The sequence below is a fragment of the Paenibacillus phyllosphaerae genome (assembly GCF_014192105.1).
Taxonomy (GTDB): domain Bacteria; phylum Bacillota; class Bacilli; order Paenibacillales; family Paenibacillaceae; genus Paenibacillus_Z; species Paenibacillus_Z phyllosphaerae.
In genome coordinates, this window is record NZ_JACHXK010000003.1 from 47,309 (window position 1) to 68,896 (window position 21,588).

The window sequence follows — 21,588 nt, forward strand, 5'->3', positions numbered from 1 at the left end:
AAAGGGGAACGTTCCAAAATGAAAATGAAATGGTTCAAAACGCTGGCTTTCACGACACTGGCTCTCGCAGTCATGGCCACTGCAATTCCGGTTGCAAGCGCAGCAAGCAAGCTGAGCGGCAAAATCGTCATCAACGGCTCATCCGCGCTTCTTCCATTGACGCTTCAAGCGGCAAAAGAATTCAAAAAAGCGAATCCGAAAGTTAAAATCTCGGCTTCCGCAGCTGGTTCCATCACAGGTCCTCAATCCGTTCGTAAAGGCATCGCCGATATCGGCGCCGTTGACTGGGATGCTTCCACTGACGTTCCGGGCTTCAAGAAGTTCGAAGGCCAAGTAGCACACAAAGTAGCGGTTATTCCTTTCGCTGCAGTCGTGAACAAGAACGTTGGCGTTGATAACCTGACAACGAAACAGCTGCAAGACATTTTCTCCGGTAAAGTGAAGAACTGGAAAGACGTTGGCGGCAGCGACGCAGCAATCGTCGTCGTTAACCGCGCATTCGGTTCCGGTACTCGCGTTAACTTCCAAATTAAAGCGCTGAACGGCACGGACTTCATGTCCAAAGGCGATAACTACAAAGAAGTAAAATCGAGCGGCGACATGAAAACGGCCGTTGAAACAACGCCTAACGCAATCGGCTACATTGACCTTGTGTATGTAACGAGCAAAATGAAGGCGCTGAAAATTAACGATGTTGCGCCAACGGAAGCAAACGTTATCAACGGCAAGTACAAAGTATGGGGCTATGGCTACTACATGACTAAGGGCCAGCCTACTGGTGCGGTTAAAGCGTTCATCCAGTATGTGCAAAGCAAAGAGTTCCAGAACGGCTCGCTCAAGAAGCTCAAATTTATCCCAATCTCCGCGATGAAATAGTCGGTCCCGCCAGAAGGAAGCCAGCTTTGGATATCGATGCCAAGCTGGCTTCTTTTGCGGATAAAGAAATGAAGAAATTGTAAAAGGTGAAAGGAGCCATATCGTTATGCTGGAAGTATCGGCAACTGCCAATCGGCAGGCAGCGAGCGAATTGGGTACGAGTCTGAAGACGAGTTCGGGCAGTACCTTCGGACGCCGGGCAAGGCTTGCGTTCTACAACAAGTCATTCAAACTCATCTGCATCGCTTGCGCTGTATTCGTCTGTATCATTTTGTTCTCCATCTTGTTCCTTATGGGACGTACCGGAATTCTGACGTTCCAACACGTTTCACCGGCCGAATTCTTCTTCTCCACGGAATGGGTGCCGGAGAACGAGCAATATGGCGGCCTCGTCTTTATCTTCGGAACCTTCGCATTAACCGCGCTTACGATGCTCATCGCGATGCCGCTTTCGATCCTGATCGCCGTTTTCCTTGCGGAAATGACGCCAGGCTGGCTAAGAACGATGCTCCGTCCGGTTCTCGATCTGCTCGTCGGTATTCCATCCGTAGTATACGGTTTCCTCGGGATGACGCTGCTTATTCCGCTCCTGCGGGACGTAACCGGCACGACGATGGGCGACGGCCTGCTCGCGGCCGCGATCGTATTGACGATCATGGTATTGCCGACGATCAGCCGGATCAGCGACGATGCCATTACAGCCGTACCAAAGAAATACCGCGATGCCTCCTATGCACTCGGCGCAACGCGTTTCCATACGATCTTCCGCGTCGTACTTCCCGCAGCCAAGAGCGGTATGATGTATGCCGGCATTCTGGGTATGGCTCGCGCGATAGGCGAGACCATGGCCGTGGTTATGGTTATCGGCAATACGCCGCAGCTGGCGGACAGCTTATTCAAGCCGACCTCGGTTCTGACAAGTAATATCGTCATGCAGATTGCGAACGTGCCGTTCGATTCCACTTGGAACTATGCGCTCTATCTGATGGGCTTCTTGCTGCTCATTATCTCGCTGGTCATGATTGTGTTAATCCGTTTCATTCAACGTAAAGGGGTGCGGGGATGAGTACCAACCAACCTACTGTCAACAATCCATTCGCATCCTCACGCAAGAATGGGAATCGTATCAAGAATGTACTGTTCACGACCCTAGTATGGGGCGTTGGCATCTGCACGATCATCTTCATCATCGGCCTGCTGTTCCTCATTCTCGAGAAAGGGATGCCGAAGCTGTCATTCGACTTCTTGATCGGCATTCCGGATGAAATCATGGAGGGCGGGGGTATCGGCCCTGCGTTGTTCAACTCCTTCTACGTGCTCATTATCTCGCTAATCATTTCCATTCCGCTTGGCATGGCGGCCGGGATCTATCTGTCCGAATTCGCGCCGGATAACAAGTTCATCGGATTCATCCGCATTTGCGTCGAAGGCCTTGCTTCGGTGCCATCGATTATTTTCGGCTTGTTCGGCATCGTCATCTTCGTCGAGACCTTCGATATCGGCCTGACGATCATCGGCGGCGCGGTCAGCCTCGCATTCCTGAACCTGCCTGTATTGACGCGCGTAACGGAAGAAGCGATGCGTGCCGTGCCGCAGGAGATGAAGCATGCATCGTTCGCCCTCGGCGGCACCCATCTGCAGACGATCCGCCGCGTTCTGATCCCGGTTGCGCTGAACGGTATCATTACCGGCATCTGCCTTGTGGCAGGACGCGCGTTCGGCGAGAGCGCCGTTATCATTCTGACAGCAGGGGTTACGACTTCCGGCGAAATGTGGGATTTCAACCTGTTCTCGCCAGGCGAGACGCTTGCGGTTCATCTCTGGTACGTCCAATCCGAAGCGATCGTGCCGGACGCGACCGAGATCGCCGAGAAGGCGGCGGCGGTGCTTGTATTCATCGTGCTGCTGATCAACCTCGTCTTCCGCATCCCGCTGTGGATGAATAACCGCAAGATGAGTACGAAGTAATATAGTGGCGATGATTGACACAATTAGGCGCAATTTTCACACTCGGTTAACATTTTCCTGTATGTCCGATAATGGTTTCTCGCTATAGTGAGGGCATTAGAGTTGTAACGGAGGGATATTAACCATGCGTACTATGTCAATCGTTGCCAAACCGGAGCCGTCTGTTTCTTCTGTTCTTGCGTCCTTTATTCGACCGGCGATGACGGTATTGCCTGCTGAGCGCTGCTGCGATGTTATCGAGCAATTTAATGCCGCGCCGGATCATGTATGCGTCGTTGTGTGCGATGAAGCCAAACGGCCGCTCGGCCTGGTCATGAAAGGCCAGCTGTCGCGCCTGCAGGCGCAGCGCTTCGGCAAAGAACTGTTCTTCGAGCGTTCGATTACGAAGCTGATGGACGTGAATCCTTTAATTGTCGAGCTTGCGATCGGCGAGCAGCAGCTGCTCGACTTCGCGCTTAACCGCGAAGAACGGACGTTGTATGACTGTGTCATCGTCGTTCGGGAAGGAAAGTTGGAAGGGATCCTAACCATGTCGGATTTGCTGAGTATCTCCCGGCTGCTGCAGGAACAGGCCGTATCGATGCAGGTGAAGACGATGAGCGGCGCCGAGGCGATGGTGCACGAGATCGACCGTTCGGTCGAAGAAGTGCTGAAGGCGGCCAGACATGGGGAGGCCATATCGGAGCAGATGGTTGATTACACCCTTCATGGGAAAAATGAACTTACGACCGTCCGCTCCGCCTTCATGCAAATCTCGGAGCTGACGAGCCGCCAGGTCGAGCAGATCCGACAGCTTCAGGAACGTGCGGATGCGATAGGCGCCGTCTCGAATCTGATTCGCAACCTGGCCGAACAGTGCAATCTGCTCGCGATGAACGCAAGCATCGAAGCCGCCCGCGCAGGCGAACATGGACGAGGCTTCGCGGTCGTCGCTGGCGAAGTCGGCAAGCTGGCGACGCAGACCAAGCGGTCGGCCAATGACATAAGCAGCCTGATCCATTCGATCCTTGAATCGGTCAACGTTACGGCCTCTCTGGTCGAGCAAAGCCGCGAACAAGTGTTATCGAGCGAACGATCGGTCGATAATGCGGGCGGCGCATTCGAGCAGCTGTTCCATGCTGCAGCCGGCAATCGAGCAAGCGCGGTAACGATCGAACAATTGTCGGATGAGGCTTACAAACAGTCGGAACGCGTGGCTAACGAGCTGAACAAGATTATGGCCAGCATGAGCAGCGGGAAGAGCGAAGCAAAAGTTGGGCAATAATATTTTTACATTGCGTTAACATAACGAGAATATAAGGCTGACAGAAGGCCGTTACGATGAATACAAGTTCGGATAGTCCAAGGTGAAACGGCTTGCGCCGTCCTTTGGCGGCGTATGGAGTTTCATTCCGGAGAAATACAAGATGATTGATAAGCGTGAAACTTATCCATTCTTGTATTTCAAGGTGAAACGGCTTGCGCCGTCCTTTGGCGGCGTATGAAGTTTCATTCCGGAGAAATACAAAAATGAATGGATAAGCGTGAAACTTATCCATTCTTGTAATTTTAGAAAAGCTGTCTGTTTTTAGTCTATCATACCGGAGGAGAACGCCATGCAAGCGCCAGCTCAAGCGAAAGCTTTGATTGAAATCGAGCAATTAAATTTATTTTACGGTACATTCCACGCCTTGAAGAATGTATCGATGGAAATTCCCGAGAAGGCGATCACCGCTTTCATCGGACCTTCGGGCTGTGGCAAATCGACCTTGCTGCGTACGCTTAACCGGATGAACGACATGATTGCCGGCACTCGAATCGAAGGCAAGATCGCCATTGGCGGCGCTGATATTTACTCTAATGAAGTGGATGTGGAGACGCTCCGCAAGAAGGTCGGCATGGTATTCCAACAGCCGAACCCGTTTCCGAAATCCATCTATGATAATGTAGCGTACGGACCACGCCTGCACGGCATCCGCGGCAAGCAGCAGCTCGACGAGCTCGTCGAGTCGTCACTCCGCTCCGCAGCGCTGTGGGATGAAGTGAAAGATTATTTGAAGCGCTCTGCACTCAGCCTCTCCGGCGGCCAGCAGCAGCGTCTATGTATCGCGCGTGCGCTTGCCGTCAGCCCGGACGTGCTGCTGATGGACGAAGCGACTTCCGCGCTTGACCCGATCTCGACGCTGAAGATCGAAGAACTTGCTCAAGAGCTCAAAGACCGGTATACCATCGTCATGGTTACCCATAATATGCATCAGGCAGCGCGCGTCTCGAATCAGACCGTCTTCTTCCTCAATGGCGAGGTCGTGGAATATGCGGAGACCGAGAAGCTGTTCTCGACCCCGCGTGACCAACGCACGGAAGATTACATCAGCGGTCGCTTCGGCTAAGAAGAGGAAGAGGAGTTGTAGAAGATGATGATGACTGCCCGTAAAGAATTTGACCACGGACTCGAAGAACTTCGCGAGCTGCTGCTTGCGATGGGCGCGCATGTCCAGAACGCACTGCGGGATTCGCTCAAAGCATTGCAGACCCTCGATGTCGTCGAGGCTACACGAATCGTGAACGCGGATGTGGAGCTTAACCGATTGGACGAGAAGGTATCCGAACTTGGCGCACGCCTGATCGCGACGCAACAGCCGGTAGCCAAGGATCTGCGCCGAATTCTGATCGCGTTCAAAATCTCGAACGACCTGGAACGGATGGGCGACCTGTCGGTCGACATCGCCAAAGTCGTAAAGCGCCTCGAAGGCCAGACGCTGATCAAGCCGATCATCGATTTGCCCCGCATGGGCGAGACCGTGCAAAGCATGACCAAAGAAGCGATTCAATCGTTCGTGCAAGAAAACGTAGATCTGGCGTACAAAATGGCGAAGGACGACGATCAAGTCGACGCGTTGTACGGAGAGATTATCCGTGAATTGTTCGAACTGATGTCTAAAGATCCGTCGACGATCGCGCAAGCCAGCCAGCTGAGCTTCGTGGGCCGTTACGTCGAGCGTATCGGCGATTACGCCACGAACATTGGCGAGAACGTCGTGTATCTAGTAACGGGCAAACGCCCGGAATTGAATGCTTAATGAATAGCAACAATAAAGGCAACCTGTCGGGTATAACCAGGCAGGTTGTTTTTTTCTGGTTAACAAAAACTTTTCAATTTAAAGTTTTTGTGTGTTTTCTGTGTAAGTCACGTAAAGCGTGTCCACGCAGTGGACGTCAAGCGAAGGTCGTCTGGCTGTATCGATCGGTGCGCCTACCGTCTCAAATCTTCTCCTGAGGCATCAAAGTCACGAACGAAGACGAAACGCCGAGCTTTTGTCCACAGGACAAAGAGCGGTCCACGCTCGAAAGGACAGATCGAAGACGGCCACGTTACTTATTTCGCCGCTTATCGGTGTCCTCAGAGTTTTCCAACGGAAAACTCACTTCGGAAGCGTAGACTGGGTGATGACCCTCTGGTTCCCCTCCAATGGAGGGGGAAGGGGCGAGGAAAACGGAAAAATATTTACATTCCGTTAACACAGTGAAAATACCCGTTTAACGACCGCGACTTACAATGAATCTCGTAAAGCAAATTACCCGTGTGAATGACGGAAGGAGAAAGCACTAGAATGAAAAAAATGTTGTTGCTTGTTGTAGCGGTTATGTTGACGATCGGACTTGCAGCTTGCGGATCTTCCAACAATGCGAATAACAGCACGAACCAAGGCGCAGGAGAAACAAACAACGGCGGCGCAGAAGAACTTTCCGGATCCATTCTCGCAGTAGGCTCGACGGCACTCCAACCGCTGGTTGACCAAGTTTCGAAGAAATTCATGGAGACGAACCCAGGCGTTACGATTCAAGTGCAAGGCGGCGGCAGCGGCACAGGCCTGACGCAAGTAGCAGGCGGACAAGCACAAATCGGTAACTCGGATATATTCGCAGAAGAGAAATTCAAAGACGCAGACGCAGCGCTGGCTGAAGGCCTTGTCGATCACCAAGTAGCAGTCGTTGCAATGTCGACGGTCGTGAACAAAGACGTAGGCATCGATAGCCTCACGAAACAACAGCTGGTGGATATCTTCACTGGCAAAGTAACGAACTGGAAAGACGTAGGCGGCGTTGACGAGAAAATTACGATCATCAACCGTCCATCCAGCTCCGGTACGCGCAAGACGTTCGAAACCTACGCACTCGGCACGAAGACGGAAGACCTGCAAGGCTCGATTCAAGAGGATTCCTCCGGTACGGTTAAGAAGCTCGTAGGCGAGACTCCGGGAGCAATCGGTTACTTAGCTCTTTCGTACCTCGATGATTCCGTGAAAACTGTCAAGTACGACGGTGTTGAAGCAAGTGAAGCTACGGTAATCGACGGCAGCTATCCGGTATGGGCTTACGAGCACATGTACACCAAGGGTGAGCCGGACGCAGCGACTGCAGCATTCCTCGCTTACATGCTGACGGATGAAGTTCAGAACGCGGACGTAACCGAGCTTGGTTATATCCCAGTGAACAAAATGCAAGTGAAACGCGATGTAGACGGCAACGTCACGAAGTAACAATGGTTTGATTCATGTAAAGCCGGTAGAGGCGGGAACGCTCGCCTCTCCTTGGCTGTTGAGAAGGAGAGGTATTATGGAGCAGCCTGCTGTGAAAGGTCAGAAAGTCGCATTTGTGAAGCCGCATGTTCGCGAAGAATGGATCGGCCGTATCTATACGACACTTTGTATTCTGTTTCTAATCGTTACAATCGTAGCAATCGTTTATTTTGTCGCTTCCAAAGGTTTAAGCACGTTCTTCAAAAATGGCGTGAACATCGGAGATTTGCTAACTGGACTGAAGTGGAATCCGGAAGGCGAGCCACCGCTATTCGGCGCGCTGCCTTTTATCTTCGGTTCATTCAGCACATCCTTGCTCGCCGCCCTCATTGCAGCGCCGTTGGGCTGCTGCGCGGCGATCTTCATGACACAGATTATGCCGGGAGTCGGACGCAAATATTTGCAGCCGGTCATCGAATTGCTTGCCGGTATTCCATCGGTCGTCTACGGCTTCGTTGGACTTAGTGTGATCGTGCCGATGCTGCGTGCTATTTTCCCTGGTCAGGGGATCGGGATTATGGCGGGCTCGCTCGTCCTTGCAGTTATGATTCTTCCGACCATTACGACGATTGCAACCGATGCGCTTGCCGCGTTGCCGAGCGGCCTGAAGGAAGGCTCCTTCGCCCTAGGTGCAACACGTTGGCAGACGATCTATCGCATTGTAATCCCGACCACATTGCCTGCCCTGCTTACCGGCGTCGTACTTGGGATGTCCCGTGCCTTCGGCGAGGCGCTCGCGGTTCAGATGGTCATCGGTAATGCGCCGCATATTCCGCGGTCCTTGTTCGAATCGACGTCCACGCTGACAAGCGCCATCACGCTGAGCATGGGCAACACGATTACAGGCAGTGCGCATAACAATGCGCTATGGTCGCTTGCCCTCATTCTGCTTACCATGACCTTCATATTCGTCTTTATCGTTCGCGTGCTGGAGAGGAGAAATCATCGATGAACGCCAAAACTGCTGATCGTATTGCTACCGTTGTTATCTTTGCCGTGGCGGCGTTTATCGTCCTGCTATTGATTGGTCTCCTCGGCTTCATTCTTGTTCGCGGCATCTCGCATATCAGCTGGGACTTCCTGACCTCGGCGCCTGAGACAATCAAGGCTGGCGGCGGTATCGGCCCGCAGCTGTTTAACTCCTTGTTCTTGCTCGTCCTGACGATGCTGATCACCGTTCCGATCGGCGTCGGAGCCGGCATCTTCATGAGCCAATACGCGAAGCCGGGACGACTGACGAACTCGATCCGCCTGGTGGTGGAAGTGCTGTCGTCCTTCCCGTCGATTGTTGTAGGTTTGTTCGGTATGCTCGTATTCGTCCAGAAATTCGATATCGGCTTCTCCTTGCTCTCCGGTGCCTTGGCGCTGACCGTCTTCAACCTTCCGCTTATGGTGCGGATTACGGAGCAAGCGATGAGCGGGGTGCCGCGTGAACAGAAAGAAGCCAGTCTCGCCCTTGGCCTGTCGCGCTGGAAGACGATTACATCCGTCATGTTCCCGATCGCCTTGCCGACGATCATTACCGGTACGATTCTAGCGGCTGGCCGTGTATTCGGCGAAGCGGCAGCCCTGTTGTTCACCGCAGGCATGAGCTCGCCGCGTCTGGATTTCACGGACTGGAATCCGCTCAGCCCGTTCTCGCCGCTGAACCCGCTGCGCCCAGCAGAGACGCTGGCCGTGCACATTTGGAAAATTAACAGCGAAGGACTTGCGCCGGATGCTGCAGAGATTGCAGCTGGCGCATCCGCCGTTCTCGTCATCACCGTGCTGCTCTTCAACTTCGGCGCACGCTGGTTCGGACGTTACCTGCACCGCAAATTTACCGCAACCCGCTAGTAGGAGGACAATAGCACATGCAAACGAATGGTCTGAAAGTGAATGAGCTGAGCGTATTCTACGGCGAGAAGGAAGCCGTCAAGAAGGTTTCTCTCTCGTTCGCCCCCCAAACGGTGACAGCGCTCATCGGTCCTTCCGGCTGCGGCAAATCGACTTTCTTGCGCAGTCTGAACCGGATGAACGATACGATCGGCGGCGTACGAACAACCGGCGAAATCTGGATCGATGGTGTCAACATTAACGATCCGAGCATCGACGTGGTCGAGCTGCGCCAGCAGATTGGCATGGTCTGGCAGCGGCCGAATCCTTTTCACAAGTCGATCTATGAGAATATTGCCTTCGGTCCTCGATACCATGGGATCAAGAAAAAGAAGCAGCTCGACGAAATCGTCGAAGATTCGCTTCGCAAAGCGGCGCTGTGGGAAGAGACGAAGGATCGTCTGCACAACTCGGCGCTTGCGCTTTCCGGCGGACAGCAGCAGCGTCTATGCATTGCCCGCTCGATCGCGGTTAAGCCGAAGATCATTCTGATGGACGAACCGGCCTCCGCCTTGGACCCGGTCTCCACGTCGAAGATCGAAGAACTTATCGCAGAGCTGAAGAAAGAGTATTGCATCGTCATTGTTACGCATAACATGCAACAAGCTGCAAGGGTTTCCGACCGCACCGCCTTCTTCTATATGGGCAAGCTGATTGAAGCGGACAGCACGGAAGTTATGTTTACGAACCCTACTCAGAAAGAGACGGATGACTACATATCCGGCAGGTTCGGATAATTCATACCGGCACCGAAGTGGTTTAACGAGAGGAGAGAACGATACCGTTGGTACGCAAGGAACTGGACATAGGGCTTGATCAGCTGAAGGATGAACTGGTCGAGATGGGAGAACATGTCGAACGCGCATTAGGCGAAGCTATGATTGCTTTGCAGACGCTCGACACCGATAGAGCGAAGAAAGTGATTGCCGAAGATCGCAAACTCAATGAGCTGGAAGAACATATCGACCAGCTTGGCGCTCGTATTATCGCAACGCAAGCGCCGGTGGCCAAGGACTTGCGTCGTATTCTGACCGCCTTCAAGATGGCGACGGATCTGGAGCGGATGGGCGATCTATCGGTCGATATCGCGAAAATCGTGCTTCAACTGGACGGGCAGACACTCGTTAAACCGTTGGTCGATCTGCCGCATATGGCTGAACTGACCCAGCAGATGATTTATGAATCGATTCAATGTTTCATCCAAGAGAATGTCGACCTTGCCTACAAGATGGCTAAGGACGATGATGAAGTCGATGCGCTGCTGAATCAAATTATTACGGATCTGTACCATCTCATGGTGAAGGATCCGACGACGGTGGCGCAAGCGAGCCAGCTCAGCTTCGCAAGCCGGTATATCGAGCGGATCGCCGATCATGCGACCAATATCGGCGAGAGCGTCGTTTATTTGGTACTCGGCAAGCGCCCCGACCTCAACCTGTAGACCTGATAACTGCATGATAGTAATACTTCGAGACAGTCCTGTTGTGCACAGGGCTGTTTTTTCTACCATTACGAATCGCGAGTTTACGAGAAGTTAACAATGCATAGATGTACATGTAACATTCAACCGGTACAATAGACCCATAATGGATCAGACGAATATGACTCATCTAAGAGGGATTGCTGTGACAGACATAGGCTATGGACTATTGGATAGAGAAATGATCTTGCAAATCACAAAACGTTGGCAGCATGGCGGAGTTGGAATCATCGTCGTGCAGCTGGATCAGACCAGTGATGAGGCAGCGAAGCAAGCGTTGAGCAAATGGTCGGCGAATGAACAGCGGCTCTTCTGGACCTATAGGCTCGAGAACGAATACGGGTTTATTATGGCCCGCGAGAAGACGGATGTACGAATGGACAGGCTTCTTCAGAATACGGTCGGCCATTTGCGCCATCTTTTGGATCAGAGCAGCAGCTTACATAAGGGCCATTATGCCATTGGTAGTGCGACTGCATACCCATCCAGCATCGGACGGCCAGCGGAAGCGGTGCTCTATGGTGCGTTCAAAGAGGCGACGCTTGCGGCCGTTCAAGAAAGCGGCAGGGAGATTGGAGAGATTCATAGCAACAGCGGACAGCAGGAAGCGGACGATAGCGGATTGTCATCTCCGATCGGCATGCTGGCCAAAGGGTTCCCTAAGTTCGACTTGACGGCGTGCGTATCCGAAGTAGGCAAGCTGTTCGAATCGAATACGAACCTCGCCGGGGCAGTCATCTGCGATCAAGAGCGTCCGGTAGGACTGGTCATGAAAGAAAAGCTGTACCAGCTGCTGGCAGGACCGTTCGGTACTTCCTTGTATTGGAACCGTCCTGTCGAGAAAGTAATGGATGACCATCCGCTTATCGTCGATGCTTCTGCCTCTGTGGAGATGGTATCTTCGCTTGCCATGAAGCGGGAACATGCCAAGCTGTACGATGTCGTCATCATTACCCAAGGCGGCAAGTTCCTAGGTGCAGCCTCGATCCGCTCGATCCTGGAATGTATGACCAACCTCCGCACGGAGGAAGCGAGAACGGCCAATCCGCTGACGGGACTGCCCGGGAACGCGCGAATTGTACGGGAGTTAACTCGGCGTATACAGACGGGAAGGGCTTTCGCTGTCATTTATGCAGATATGGATTATTTCAAATGGTTCAATGATTGCTTTGGATTCAGCCAAGGCGATGCGCTTATTAGACACTGCTCGGAGATTCTGCTCGAAGCAACGGAAGAATTGGGCGGCGCGCAAGGATTTGTCGGGCATATTGGAGGCGACGACTTCATCGTCGTTACGGATATCGCATGCGGAGAGAGGCTGTGCAGCCGAATTATCGAGCGGTTCGATCGAAGCGTGAGTGCTTTCTATGAAGGCGGCTCGCTCAAGGAGGTAACCGACAGAAGCGGACGCACAGTGGATCAAGGCGGCGTCAGCTTATCGTTATCGTTAGTGTGTTGGGAAGGTGAAGGAACTGTCACGCCTGAGATCTTATCGCAAGCCGCGGCGCGGCTTAAGAAGGTTGCAAAGTCAAGAAAGGGCAGCGCATTCGTGTCTGGCGGCGTGTTCGAAAAGCATCTGGGAGAGGAACGAGTGTAACGTGGAACAAGTCAAAAGCATGGATACGCCGATGGCCGCAGCTTGGCCAGGGCACAGCGCCCCCTATGGTATGATTTATCTATCCTGGCATCGGGAAGAAGCTTCCGGAGCGATCATGGAGAAGTCTGTGTTGGCTGCATGGCGGCGCTTCGTGGAGCGGGAGATGGCACGTCCGTCGACAAGGACGGGGATTGCGGACATGCAATTGCTCTGGATGCAGGATGACGTCTATATATGCATGAAGCTCCTGCACGCGAACAAAGATTTGATGAAGGAGCTGCTGCTTACGTTGGCTGGCCGGTTCAAGCAAGATTGGGAGCGGCGGTTTATCGGCATCGTGCCGGTGCAGGGTATGCGCGGACTTCGTCTGCATGCCGGCGTTGCCTATATGGGCGAAGCGAATGCGGTCACGTATGAAAGTATGCTGTACGATGGCATGAAACAAGCGCTCATCCATGGCCAATCCCTGTTTGCCGTCGAGCGAAGCCTGCGGATGCGCATGTTCGAGCAGTTGACGAATCAGAGGCAGCTGCACTCGGTGTATCAGCCGATCATCGCGCTGCAGGATGATACGGTCTATGGCTACGAGGCGCTCATGCGCTTCCCGCAGAACGAATGGTTTGCCGGTCCGCAGCAGCTTTTTGATTTTGCGGCGGCCGAAGGGATGGTCTATACGCTGGATCGTCTTGCGCGGGAGCGCGCCATTGAATCGAGCAGGGGACTGAACGCAGAGCAGAAGCTATTCATTAATATCACGGCTGAAATTATGGAAGATCCGATGTTCACGCCAGGGCGGACGCTCTCGCTGCTGAAGCAATGCGGACTTGCGCCTGGCAACGTCGTCTTCGAGATTACGGAACGCAGCTCGATCGACGACTTCGGCAAGGCCAAGAAGACGCTTGATCATTACCGGAACCAAGGGTTCCAGATCGCGATCGACGATGCCGGAGCAGGCTATTCGTCGCTGCAATCGATCGTGGAGCTGAAGCCCGATTTTATCAAAATCGACCGTTCGCTCATTCGCGGCATCCATGCCGATCCGGTGAAGGCGCATATCGTGCAGACGTTCACGGAATTCGCCGCTAAGCTGGGCAGCCGAATCGTTGCCGAGGGTATCGAGACGGAAGACGAACTGCAGCAGATTCGCGGGATGGGCGTACATTATGGGCAAGGTTATTTGCTTGGCAGGCCTCAGGCGGATATACCAGCAGCACAATGATTGGAATAGTTGAAGCATAATCGAGCTTTCTTGCTGCTTGGGTCGCCGGGCGGTGGGAAAGCTTGTCTGCTTTATGCTATGATTATTAGTAGTAAAATACGTGCGCGAGGTGCTCGGATGGAAAAATGGATTTTAATTGATGGAAACAGTATTGCCTATCGGGCGTTCTTCGCCATGCCGCCGCTGACGAACTCTGCGGGTCTACATACCAATGCGGTCTACGGATTCACGAATATGCTGTTGAAACTGCTCGAAGAAGAGAAGCCGACCCACATGCTCGTTGCGTTCGATGCGGGCAAGGTGACCTTCCGCCATGAAGGCTACGAAGACTACAAAGGCGGCCGCCAGAAGACGCCGCCGGAGCTGTCGGAACAATTCCCGGTGCTGAAGGAGCTGCTCCAGTCGTTCGGCATCGCCCAATTCGAGCTGAGTGGCTATGAGGCCGATGACATTATCGGCACCTTGACGAAGATGGCCGATGAGAAGCAGGTTCAGGCGGTTGTCGTCTCCGGCGACAAGGATATGCTGCAGCTGGCTTCGGATCATGTCACCATCGCGCTCACGCGCAAAGGGGTAAGCGAGATTGAACGTTACAATCCAGCCGAGATTCACGAGAAATACGGCCTGACCCCGAATCAGATTATCGACCTGAAGGGTCTAATGGGCGATACTTCCGACAATATCCCTGGCATTCCAGGCGTAGGGGAGAAGACGGCGCTCAAGATGCTGCATGAATTCGGCAGCGTCGAGAACGTGCTGGCCAATACCGACAGCCTGAAAGGGAAGATGAAAGAAAAAGTGGAGACGCACAAGGAAGACGCCATCATGAGCAAGAAGCTGGCGACGATCTTCCGCGAAGTGCCGATCGAGGAAGGCAAAGTGGACGAGCTTGCCTATAACGGTTATGACAAAAGCCAGCTGGCTGACTCCTTCCGCAAGCTGGAGTTCAAATCGCTCATCGAGCGGCTTGATCTGCCTGAAGCAGGAGCGGGCGCAACGCGTGAGGCTGCCGTTCCTGCCGAAGCCAATTACGAACTGGTTATCGTCGACGATGCGTTTAGCGCAGATGAGTTAACGGAAGCGCTCGCCGGGGTCGACTGCGTCTACATCGAGACTGCGGGCGATAACCCGCATCAGGCGCAGCTGCTGGGCCTTGCGTTTACGTCCAGCGAGAAGGTCTATTCCCTTTCCTATGAAGCCCTGACAGGTACTGTCGGAGCTCCGGTACGTGCATGGTTAGCGGACGAGGACGCGCCAAAGCAGGGATACGATCTGCACAAAGCGGAGCTCACGCTGTTCTGGCACGGCATCGAATACCGCGGCACGTCCTTCGACGTCATGCTGGCCGCTTATTTGCTCGACCCGACGAACACCGACCAGACGCTGGCGTTCTTGGCAGGCAAATACGGCGTGCCGGCCGTAGCCTCCGACGAATCGGTCTATGGCAAAGGCGCCAAGTTCAAAGTTCCCGATGTGGAGGTACTTGCACGCCATCTCGCGCAGAAGGCGGACGGCTTGAAACGTTTGATTCCGCTTCAATACGAAGAGTTGGAGCGCACGGGCATGAGCAAGCTGTATTTCGAGCTGGAGCAGCCGCTGTCCGTAGTACTGGCCGGGATGGAGAAGCAGGGCATCAAGGTCAACCCGGACGTGTTGGTGGATCTTGGCAAAGAGCTCGAGACGAACATCGAGCGGTATAAGAGCGATATTTATACCCATGCCGGTATGGAATTCAACATCGGCTCGCCGAAGCAGCTGGGCGAAGTATTGTTCGAGAAGCTGGGTCTTCCTGCCAAGAAGAAGACGAAGACCGGTTATTCCACGGATGCCGCAGTATTGGAGGAGCTGGAGCCTTATCACGAGATTGTGCGGCTCATCCTGCACTACCGCCAGCTGACGAAGCTGCAGTCCACGTATGTCGAGGGCTTGCTCAAAGAGATTAACAAAGACACAGGCAAAGTGCATACGTACTACCGCCAGACCATTGCGGCAACCGGACGTCTGTCCAGCCAATTCCCGAATCTGCAGAATATCCCGATTCGCATGGAAGAAGGGCGCCGCATTCGCAAGGCATTCGTGCCGTCGGAGCCGGGCTGGTACATCCTTGCCGCGGACTATTCGCAGATCGAGCTGCGCGTGCTCGCGCAAATCTCGGGCGATGAGCGGCTGAAGGAAGCCTTCATCGAAGATATGGATATTCATACGAAGACCGCGATGGACGTGTTCGGGGTGGAAGCCGATCAGGTGGATGCGAATATGCGCCGCCAAGCGAAGGCCGTCAACTTCGGTATCGTCTATGGCATCAGCGATTTCGGACTTTCCAATAACTTGGGTATCGGACGGAAGGAAGCCGCCCGGTTCATCGAGCAATATTTCGAAGTGTTCCAAGGCGTGCGCGGCTACATGGACAATATCGTCATGCAGGCTCGCCGCGACGGGTATGTCACGACGCTGTTGGAGCGCCGCCGGTATTTGCCGGAGATCAAAGCTTCGAACTTCAACCTGCGTTCCTTCGCAGAGCGGACGGCGATGAATACGCCGATTCAGGGGACCGCCGCCGATATTATTAAGCTGGCCATGGTTAAGATGGATGAGACGCTCCGCGAGCGCGGCCTGAAGAGCCGAATGCTGCTCCAAGTGCATGACGAACTTGTCTTCGAGGTGCCTGACGACGAGCTGGAGACCATGAAGACGCTGGTGCCGGAGGTAATGGCCGGTGCGCTCCAACTGAATGTGCCGCTGAAGGCGGATGTTAATTTTGGCGTCGATTGGTACGAAGCGAAGTAAGCGTCAGGGGAGCATATTTTGCCGTAATACGTTATAATGAACCTTATGCGACAAATTTCGACTCAAACTGGTTTGTTGCATAAGGGAGGTATGGGAGATGCCGGAATTACCAGAGGTGGAGACGGTCCGCAGAACGCTCATTCAGCTTGTCGCAGGCAAGCGGATTGAACGGGTAACGGTGTCGCTGCCGCGCATTATTCAACGCCCGAGCGAGCCGGAGGCATTCGCCGCGGCGCTGGCCGGACAGACGATCCGAACGGTCGAACGCAGAGGCAAATTTTTGCGAATCATTCTCGACGAACTCGTGCTGGTGTCCCATCTGCGGATGGAGGGGCGCTACGGCGTCTATCGCCAGGACGAGCCGGTCGAGCTGCATACACATGTTATTTTTCACTTCGATGACGGGACGGAGCTGCGTTACAAGGATGTCCGCCAATTCGGCACGATGCATCTGTTCGCGCCCGGGGATGAATTCGTGATGGCTCCGCTCAAGAAGCTCGGCATCGAGCCGCTGGACGAGTCGTTCACGCTGGACGCGTTCAAGCAGAAGCTTGCGAAGAAGACGACGAAGATCAAGCCGCTCCTGCTCAATCAGGAGTATGTCGTCGGTCTTGGCAACATCTATGTCGACGAAGCGCTGTTCTTGGCTGGCATCCATCCGGAACGTACGGCCGATACGATCAATGGACCCGAATGGGAGCGTCTGTATGAAGCGGTCAAGACGACCTTGCAGCGGGCAGTCGATGCAGGCGGTTCCTCGATCAAGTCCTACGTTAACGGACAAGGCGAGATGGGCATGTTCCAGCATGCGCTCTTGGTCTACGGCCGCAAGAATGAGCCGTGCAACAAGTGCGGCAGGCTGATCGATAAGACGGTCGTAGGCGGACGCGGAACGCATATCTGCTTGTCGTGTCAGCCGCTGCCGAAAGTACGCGGGAAGAAGAACGGTTAAGCGGTCTAGTCGCTTTCCATAGGCGCGTGCCTGTCCGAATTGTGAAGACCAGTTGACGGTTCCTGCAGTGAATAATAAGGAAGAAGCTCGAAGCGCGAATGAAGTTAGGCGCAGATGTCACGCAGGGGTAGGGCACTGGCATATGATGAACCATTCATGGGCGAATGTACACTGTTTCTGAAGAGACAGCAGGTTTGCCATCATGGGAGGGACATCGGTTGCTCGCACATGTTCTATCTTTGCTGCTGCTCGCGTTTGCCGTCAGTCTGGATGGTCTGGGCGTCGGTATTACGTACGGTTTGCGCCGGATTCGCATACCTGTCTTCTCGGTGGTCATCATCTCGGCCTGCTCAGGCTTTGTCGTATGGCTGGCGATGCAGATCGGTACGGTGCTGGCCAGTTATCTTTCACCGGACTTTGCAGGCTGGATCGGTGCGATTCTGCTCCTCGTCATCGGCTGCTGGGCGCTCATTCAACATTTTCGAAGAGGCCAGCAGGATAGCGACGAGGTGACTGAAGAAGAAGAGAAGGCGCCTTCGGCGACGGAGAAGCTGCCCGCGGAGCGAATCACTGCCAAGACGATCGTAATACTCGAGCTGAAGCGCCTGGGGCTTGTCATTCAAATCTTGCGGACCCCGCAGATCGCAGACGTAGACCGCTCGGGCATTATCTCTGCATCCGAGGCGATCCTGCTCGGCTTTGCCTTGTCGCTCGACAGCTTCGGGGCGGGTCTTGGCGCCGCGATGATCGGCTTCTCGCCGGTGTTGACCGCGCTTATTATTTGTACCTCGAGCGGATTGTTCCTGCTCGGCGGCATGCAGCTTGGCTTCCGTTTTGCCAGCATGAAGGGCATGCAAGCTTTATCTGTCCTGCCTGGTATTATGCTGATTGTTATGGGCATCATGAAATTGCTATAGGTTATATTGAGGTGAATGTATGAGACTCGGATTAACGGGCGGAATCGCCTGCGGGAAGAGTACGGTATCGGCTATGCTCGTCTCGCTTGGCGCGAAGCTCGTCGACGCCGACAGGGTCGCCCGGGAAGTAGTGCTTCCCGGCGAACCCGCACTCACGGCGATCGTCGATCGCTTCGGACAAGAGGTGCTCGCTGAGGATCTAACGCTGGACCGTCGCAAGTTGGGCGGCATGGTGTTCTCCGATCCGGACAAGCTGAAGGATCTGGAAGCTATCCTTCATCCCGCGATTCGCGAGCGGATGCACAGTCAAGTAGAAGCTTATACAACTGAGGATCCGGCCGGACTCGTCATTGTGGATATTCCGCTGCTGTATGAGACCGGTCAAGCTGATGTATACGATGCGGTCATGGTGGTGTACATACCGCGCAGCCTGCAGGTGGAACGCCTGATGGCGCGCAATTCGCTGGAGCGCTCTGAGGCAGAACGGCGGGTCGGACTGCAGATGGATATTGAAGAGAAACGTGAGCGAGCCGACTTCGTCATCGATAACAGCGGCGATCTGGAAGCGACGAGAGCGCAGGTCGAACGATTCTGGCGCGAGCAGGGTTTGCCATGAACAAGCATCGATTGCGGCGACGGATTCTGGCGCTCTTCGTACTCGCCTTTCTCATCGTGTTATTTTTCAAATCCGATTGGCTCGGCCGCTGGATGTATCCGCTCCATTACGAGAAAGACATTCGCGTCAGTGCGCAGAATTACGGGCTTGAGCCGCATCTCATTGCGGCTATCGCTCGCGTAGAGACGAATTTCAGTCCCAATAAAGTGTCTAAAAAAGGCGCGATCGGTATCATGCAAGTCATGCCCGATACAGCGGACTGGATCGTGGAACGCGGCGGTTTCGACGGCATTACGAAGGACAAGCTGGCGAACCGGGCCGATGTCGGGATCGAGCTTGGCGCCTGGTATCTGGACTCGCTGCATGATCAGTTTAACGATAATCGGTATGCTGCTATCGCGGCATACAATGCCGGTCCGGGTAATGTGAAGCGATGGCTGTCGGACGGGACATGGGATGGTTCGGAGCAGACGCTCGACCGTATACCGTACGGCGAGACGAGGCACTATGTACAACGCGTCATTTATTATTATAATAAGTACAAGAAGTTGTATCCCGGCTTTTAACTTTCCTTATGGATAATAAGAAGAGAAGCTCCGGGGCCGCCTGTAGAGGGCGGCTTGCCGAAGCTCCATGAATCGTTATTATTTGTACTGACCTGCAAGGGATTGCTCAGCGATTTGGACCAGCTTACGAGTGATGTAGCCCCCAAGGGAACCTGCGTCACGCGTTGCCATGTTACCGTAGTAACCGTCTTGTGGGATCGAGATACCCAGCTCTTGTGCAACCTCGAATTTCATTTGGTCGAGGGCTGCTGTCGCTTGTGGTACTACCAGTTGATTGCTGCTGCGATTTTGGCTCATTGTCGTTCACCTCCTTGCGGTTGGTAACTGTATTATGTGCGTCATTGCGATTTTCATAACAACGAATTGATTAGTAAATCTTTCCGTAAGCGTTTTACGTTGCAGACGGCCATTATGGCGAACTGGATGCTTAATGTAGATGGAGGTTCCAAACAACGATGAAATGTCCGTATTGCGATTATGCCGGTACGAAAGTGCTGGATTCCAGACCCGCGAATGAGAACAAATCGATCCGCCGCAGACGGGAATGCGAGAAATGCAGCCGTCGCTTCACCACCTTCGAGATGGTCGAAGAAACTCCGCTCATCGTCATCAAAAAAGACGGCAGCCGCGAGGAATTCTCCCGCGACAAAGTGCTGCGCGGCCTTATTCGGGCATGCGAGAAACGGCCGGTCTCAGTCGAACGGCTCGAAGTTATTGTTTCCCATGTGGAGAAAGAATTACGCAATACTGCCTCGGCCGAAGTCGAAAGCCAAAGCATCGGCGAGATCGTCATGTCCGAGCTGTACCCGGTCGACGAAGTCGCATACGTCCGCTTCGCCTCGGTATACCGCCAGTTCAAGGACATCGATATGTTCATGAAGGAACTCAACAACTTGCTATCCAACCACCCGCTGAGCGGCGGAAGGAAAGACTAAGATTTGCGATTGACAGCGCTATCCTTCCGTGGTATGATCGAACTTGTCTGAAACAGATCAGGCAATCTCGGGGCCTTAGCTCAGCTGGGAGAGCGCATCGCTGGCAGCGATGAGGTCAGGGGTTCGATCCCCCTAGGCTCCACCATACACAACATATAACGCAGCCAACTGGCTGCGTTTTTTTGTGTTTGGTGGAGCCAACGCAGGGGGCGAACCCCATTCCTCCGCAGTTCCTTCGTATTTCTACCTATATGGGTTAGTCACACAGAAGTAGTCTGAACAGATGTAATGTATCTTACATAATCGATTTTGCTTTTCTCGAGCTCCTCATCGGTCACATTTGAAACATCACTCAATGTAAACGGCGGTATAAATCGAGCACCGATATAATGACAAATGGCATCGATCGGCTTGAGCAATTCCTCGATTGTAAATCGGTTAGCCCCACCCAACTGATAAGATTCTTCTGAACCGTAGGTTGAAATCGCAATTCCAATCTCTTTGCCTTGCATTTTATCTCCGTCCGGACCAAAAGCCCAGCCATATTGCATTACGGCATCTAACCATTTTTTCAATAATGGCGGCATATTGTACCAATAAAAAGGGTATTGCAAAATGATGCGGTCATGAGCTTCCAAAAGCGCTTGTTCCCTAGCCACATCAATGACTTCGTTCGGATAAGCTTGATAGAGTTGATGGATTGTAATGTTGCTGTGCTGCTGTAATTCTTGGACCCACGCCTTATTGATACGGGATTCGTTGATATTTGGATGAGTGACAATGACTAATGTTTTCATTTGGATTTCTCCTTTATTTTGGATTTGTTATTTTTTGAAAAATGCGACCGTTTTTAGAAAAACAATATCAATTTTCTCGAAAAGAGGTCCATTGCGTTCCGTAACACGTTTAAGCTCTAACCATTCCGGATCATTGTGGAACTTCTCAAAGCTTTGATTCCGTGTCTCCATATCTGAATGCTCCATGACATAATATAGGCGGTTATTCTCTTCATTAACGTCTTCCCAGAACTCGGTAACTTTCATTCCATGATTTGCAAATATTTGCAACGTTCGATTTTGAAACCTTGCTTGGATCTCCTGCATCTTCCCGGGATGAATATAGTAGATTCTAAGTTCGTATATCATATTTCACCTCCATGTTAGCCTCCTTGAAACGGTTTATGTGGTCCACGTGACCAATCATACATAACGAACTAACCAAATGTAAGTACGCACTTTTTC

23 protein-coding genes and 1 tRNA gene are annotated in these 21,588 nt (G+C 53.2%); 21 read left to right on the forward strand and 3 right to left on the reverse strand.

The annotated features are described in order from the left end of the window. The first annotated feature begins 24 nt into the window (after window positions 1-24). From FHS18_RS07920 to FHS18_RS08010, 19 genes are all read left to right on the forward strand, one after another. Window positions 25-876 carry a phosphate ABC transporter substrate-binding protein gene (locus tag FHS18_RS07920; RefSeq protein ID WP_409348543.1) on the forward strand — a complete coding sequence of 284 codons (852 nt, stop codon included), beginning with the start codon at window positions 25-27 and terminating at the stop codon, window positions 874-876. A gap of 106 nt (window positions 877-982) precedes the next feature. Next, complete coding sequence (gene pstC / locus FHS18_RS07925; protein ID WP_183598804.1) at window positions 983-1,942, forward strand: phosphate ABC transporter permease subunit PstC; 960 nt, start codon at window positions 983-985, stop codon at window positions 1,940-1,942. Further along, window positions 1,939-2,844 carry a phosphate ABC transporter permease PstA gene (gene pstA / locus FHS18_RS07930; RefSeq protein WP_183598806.1) on the forward strand — a complete coding sequence of 302 codons (906 nt, stop codon included), beginning with the start codon at window positions 1,939-1,941 and terminating at the stop codon, window positions 2,842-2,844. Before pstC (FHS18_RS07925) ends, pstA (FHS18_RS07930) begins: the two co-directional genes overlap by 4 nt. 124 nt (window positions 2,845-2,968) lie before the next feature. After that, window positions 2,969-4,108: a methyl-accepting chemotaxis protein gene (locus FHS18_RS07935; RefSeq protein WP_183598808.1), complete on the forward strand. Its 1,140-nt coding sequence runs from the start codon at window positions 2,969-2,971 to the stop codon at window positions 4,106-4,108. Between the two features lie 82 nt (window positions 4,109-4,190). Next, window positions 4,191-4,328 (forward strand): hypothetical protein, encoded by a 138-nt coding sequence (locus FHS18_RS07940; protein WP_183598809.1) that lies wholly within the window; start codon window positions 4,191-4,193, stop codon window positions 4,326-4,328. Window positions 4,329-4,439: 111 nt separating this feature from the next. After that, window positions 4,440-5,213 (forward strand): phosphate ABC transporter ATP-binding protein PstB, encoded by a 774-nt coding sequence (pstB, locus tag FHS18_RS07945; protein ID WP_183598811.1) that lies wholly within the window; start codon window positions 4,440-4,442, stop codon window positions 5,211-5,213. A 30-nt stretch (window positions 5,214-5,243) separates the two neighbouring features. Beyond that, a complete protein-coding gene (gene phoU / locus FHS18_RS07950) occupies window positions 5,244-5,903 on the forward strand; it encodes a phosphate signaling complex protein PhoU (protein WP_183599641.1) in 660 nt (219 codons plus the stop codon). A gap of 531 nt (window positions 5,904-6,434) precedes the next feature. After that, window positions 6,435-7,364 carry a phosphate ABC transporter substrate-binding protein gene (locus FHS18_RS07955; RefSeq protein ID WP_183598813.1) on the forward strand — a complete coding sequence of 310 codons (930 nt, stop codon included), beginning with the start codon at window positions 6,435-6,437 and terminating at the stop codon, window positions 7,362-7,364. 76 nt (window positions 7,365-7,440) lie between these two features. After that, the gene (gene pstC / locus FHS18_RS07960) at window positions 7,441-8,355 is read left to right on the forward strand and encodes a phosphate ABC transporter permease subunit PstC (RefSeq protein ID WP_183598815.1); all 915 of its coding nucleotides are present in this window, start codon (window positions 7,441-7,443) and stop codon (window positions 8,353-8,355) included. Next, window positions 8,352-9,239 (forward strand): phosphate ABC transporter permease PstA, encoded by an 888-nt coding sequence (pstA, locus tag FHS18_RS07965; RefSeq protein ID WP_183598817.1) that lies wholly within the window; start codon window positions 8,352-8,354, stop codon window positions 9,237-9,239. The genes pstC (FHS18_RS07960) and pstA (FHS18_RS07965) overlap by 4 nt, the downstream gene beginning before the upstream one ends. Window positions 9,240-9,256: 17 nt before the next feature. After that, window positions 9,257-10,015 carry a phosphate ABC transporter ATP-binding protein PstB gene (gene pstB / locus FHS18_RS07970; protein WP_183598819.1) on the forward strand — a complete coding sequence of 253 codons (759 nt, stop codon included), beginning with the start codon at window positions 9,257-9,259 and terminating at the stop codon, window positions 10,013-10,015. Between the two features lie 47 nt (window positions 10,016-10,062). Then, window positions 10,063-10,719, forward strand: a complete 657-nt coding sequence (phoU, locus tag FHS18_RS07975) for a phosphate signaling complex protein PhoU (protein WP_221401245.1) — start codon at window positions 10,063-10,065, stop codon at window positions 10,717-10,719. Between the two features lie 226 nt (window positions 10,720-10,945). Beyond that, entirely contained in the window at window positions 10,946-12,355 is a 1,410-nt protein-coding gene (locus FHS18_RS07980) for a GGDEF domain-containing protein (protein ID WP_183598822.1), read from the forward strand. 1 nt (window position 12,356) lies between these two features. Continuing rightward, complete coding sequence (locus FHS18_RS35120) at window positions 12,357-13,574, forward strand: EAL domain-containing protein (protein WP_183598823.1); 1,218 nt, start codon at window positions 12,357-12,359, stop codon at window positions 13,572-13,574. Between the two features lie 117 nt (window positions 13,575-13,691). After that, window positions 13,692-16,361: a DNA polymerase I gene (gene polA / locus FHS18_RS07990; RefSeq protein WP_183598825.1), complete on the forward strand. Its 2,670-nt coding sequence runs from the start codon at window positions 13,692-13,694 to the stop codon at window positions 16,359-16,361. A 97-nt stretch (window positions 16,362-16,458) separates the two neighbouring features. Next, complete coding sequence (mutM, locus tag FHS18_RS07995) at window positions 16,459-17,313, forward strand: DNA-formamidopyrimidine glycosylase (RefSeq protein WP_183598827.1); 855 nt, start codon at window positions 16,459-16,461, stop codon at window positions 17,311-17,313. 218 nt (window positions 17,314-17,531) lie between these two features. Next, a complete protein-coding gene (gene ytaF / locus FHS18_RS08000) occupies window positions 17,532-18,230 on the forward strand; it encodes a sporulation membrane protein YtaF (protein WP_183598829.1) in 699 nt (232 codons plus the stop codon). A gap of 19 nt (window positions 18,231-18,249) precedes the next feature. Next, window positions 18,250-18,846 (forward strand): dephospho-CoA kinase, encoded by a 597-nt coding sequence (gene coaE, locus FHS18_RS08005; protein ID WP_183598831.1) that lies wholly within the window; start codon window positions 18,250-18,252, stop codon window positions 18,844-18,846. Next, complete coding sequence (locus FHS18_RS08010) at window positions 18,843-19,412, forward strand: lytic transglycosylase domain-containing protein (protein ID WP_183598833.1); 570 nt, start codon at window positions 18,843-18,845, stop codon at window positions 19,410-19,412. The genes coaE and FHS18_RS08010 overlap by 4 nt, the downstream gene beginning before the upstream one ends. Before the next feature lie 78 nt (window positions 19,413-19,490). On the opposite strand, the gene FHS18_RS08015 is transcribed toward FHS18_RS08010, so the two are convergent. Next, the gene (locus FHS18_RS08015; RefSeq protein WP_183598835.1) at window positions 19,491-19,709 is read right to left on the reverse strand and encodes an alpha/beta-type small acid-soluble spore protein; all 219 of its coding nucleotides are present in this window, start codon (window positions 19,707-19,709) and stop codon (window positions 19,491-19,493) included. Window positions 19,710-19,867: 158 nt separating this feature from the next. Between FHS18_RS08015 and nrdR the strand changes: the two genes are divergently transcribed. After that, a complete protein-coding gene (gene nrdR, locus FHS18_RS08020; RefSeq protein WP_183598837.1) occupies window positions 19,868-20,347 on the forward strand; it encodes a transcriptional regulator NrdR in 480 nt (159 codons plus the stop codon). 69 nt (window positions 20,348-20,416) lie between these two features. After that, window positions 20,417-20,492, forward strand: a tRNA-Ala gene (locus FHS18_RS08025). 115 nt (window positions 20,493-20,607) lie between these two features. Here FHS18_RS08025 and FHS18_RS08030 read toward each other — a convergent pair. Beyond that, entirely contained in the window at window positions 20,608-21,144 is a 537-nt protein-coding gene (locus tag FHS18_RS08030) for an NAD(P)H-dependent oxidoreductase (protein WP_183598839.1), read from the reverse strand. Window positions 21,145-21,171: 27 nt separating this feature from the next. Beyond that, entirely contained in the window at window positions 21,172-21,492 is a 321-nt protein-coding gene (locus FHS18_RS08035) for an NIPSNAP family protein (RefSeq protein WP_183598841.1), read from the reverse strand. Between the last annotated feature and the right edge of the window lie 96 nt (window positions 21,493-21,588).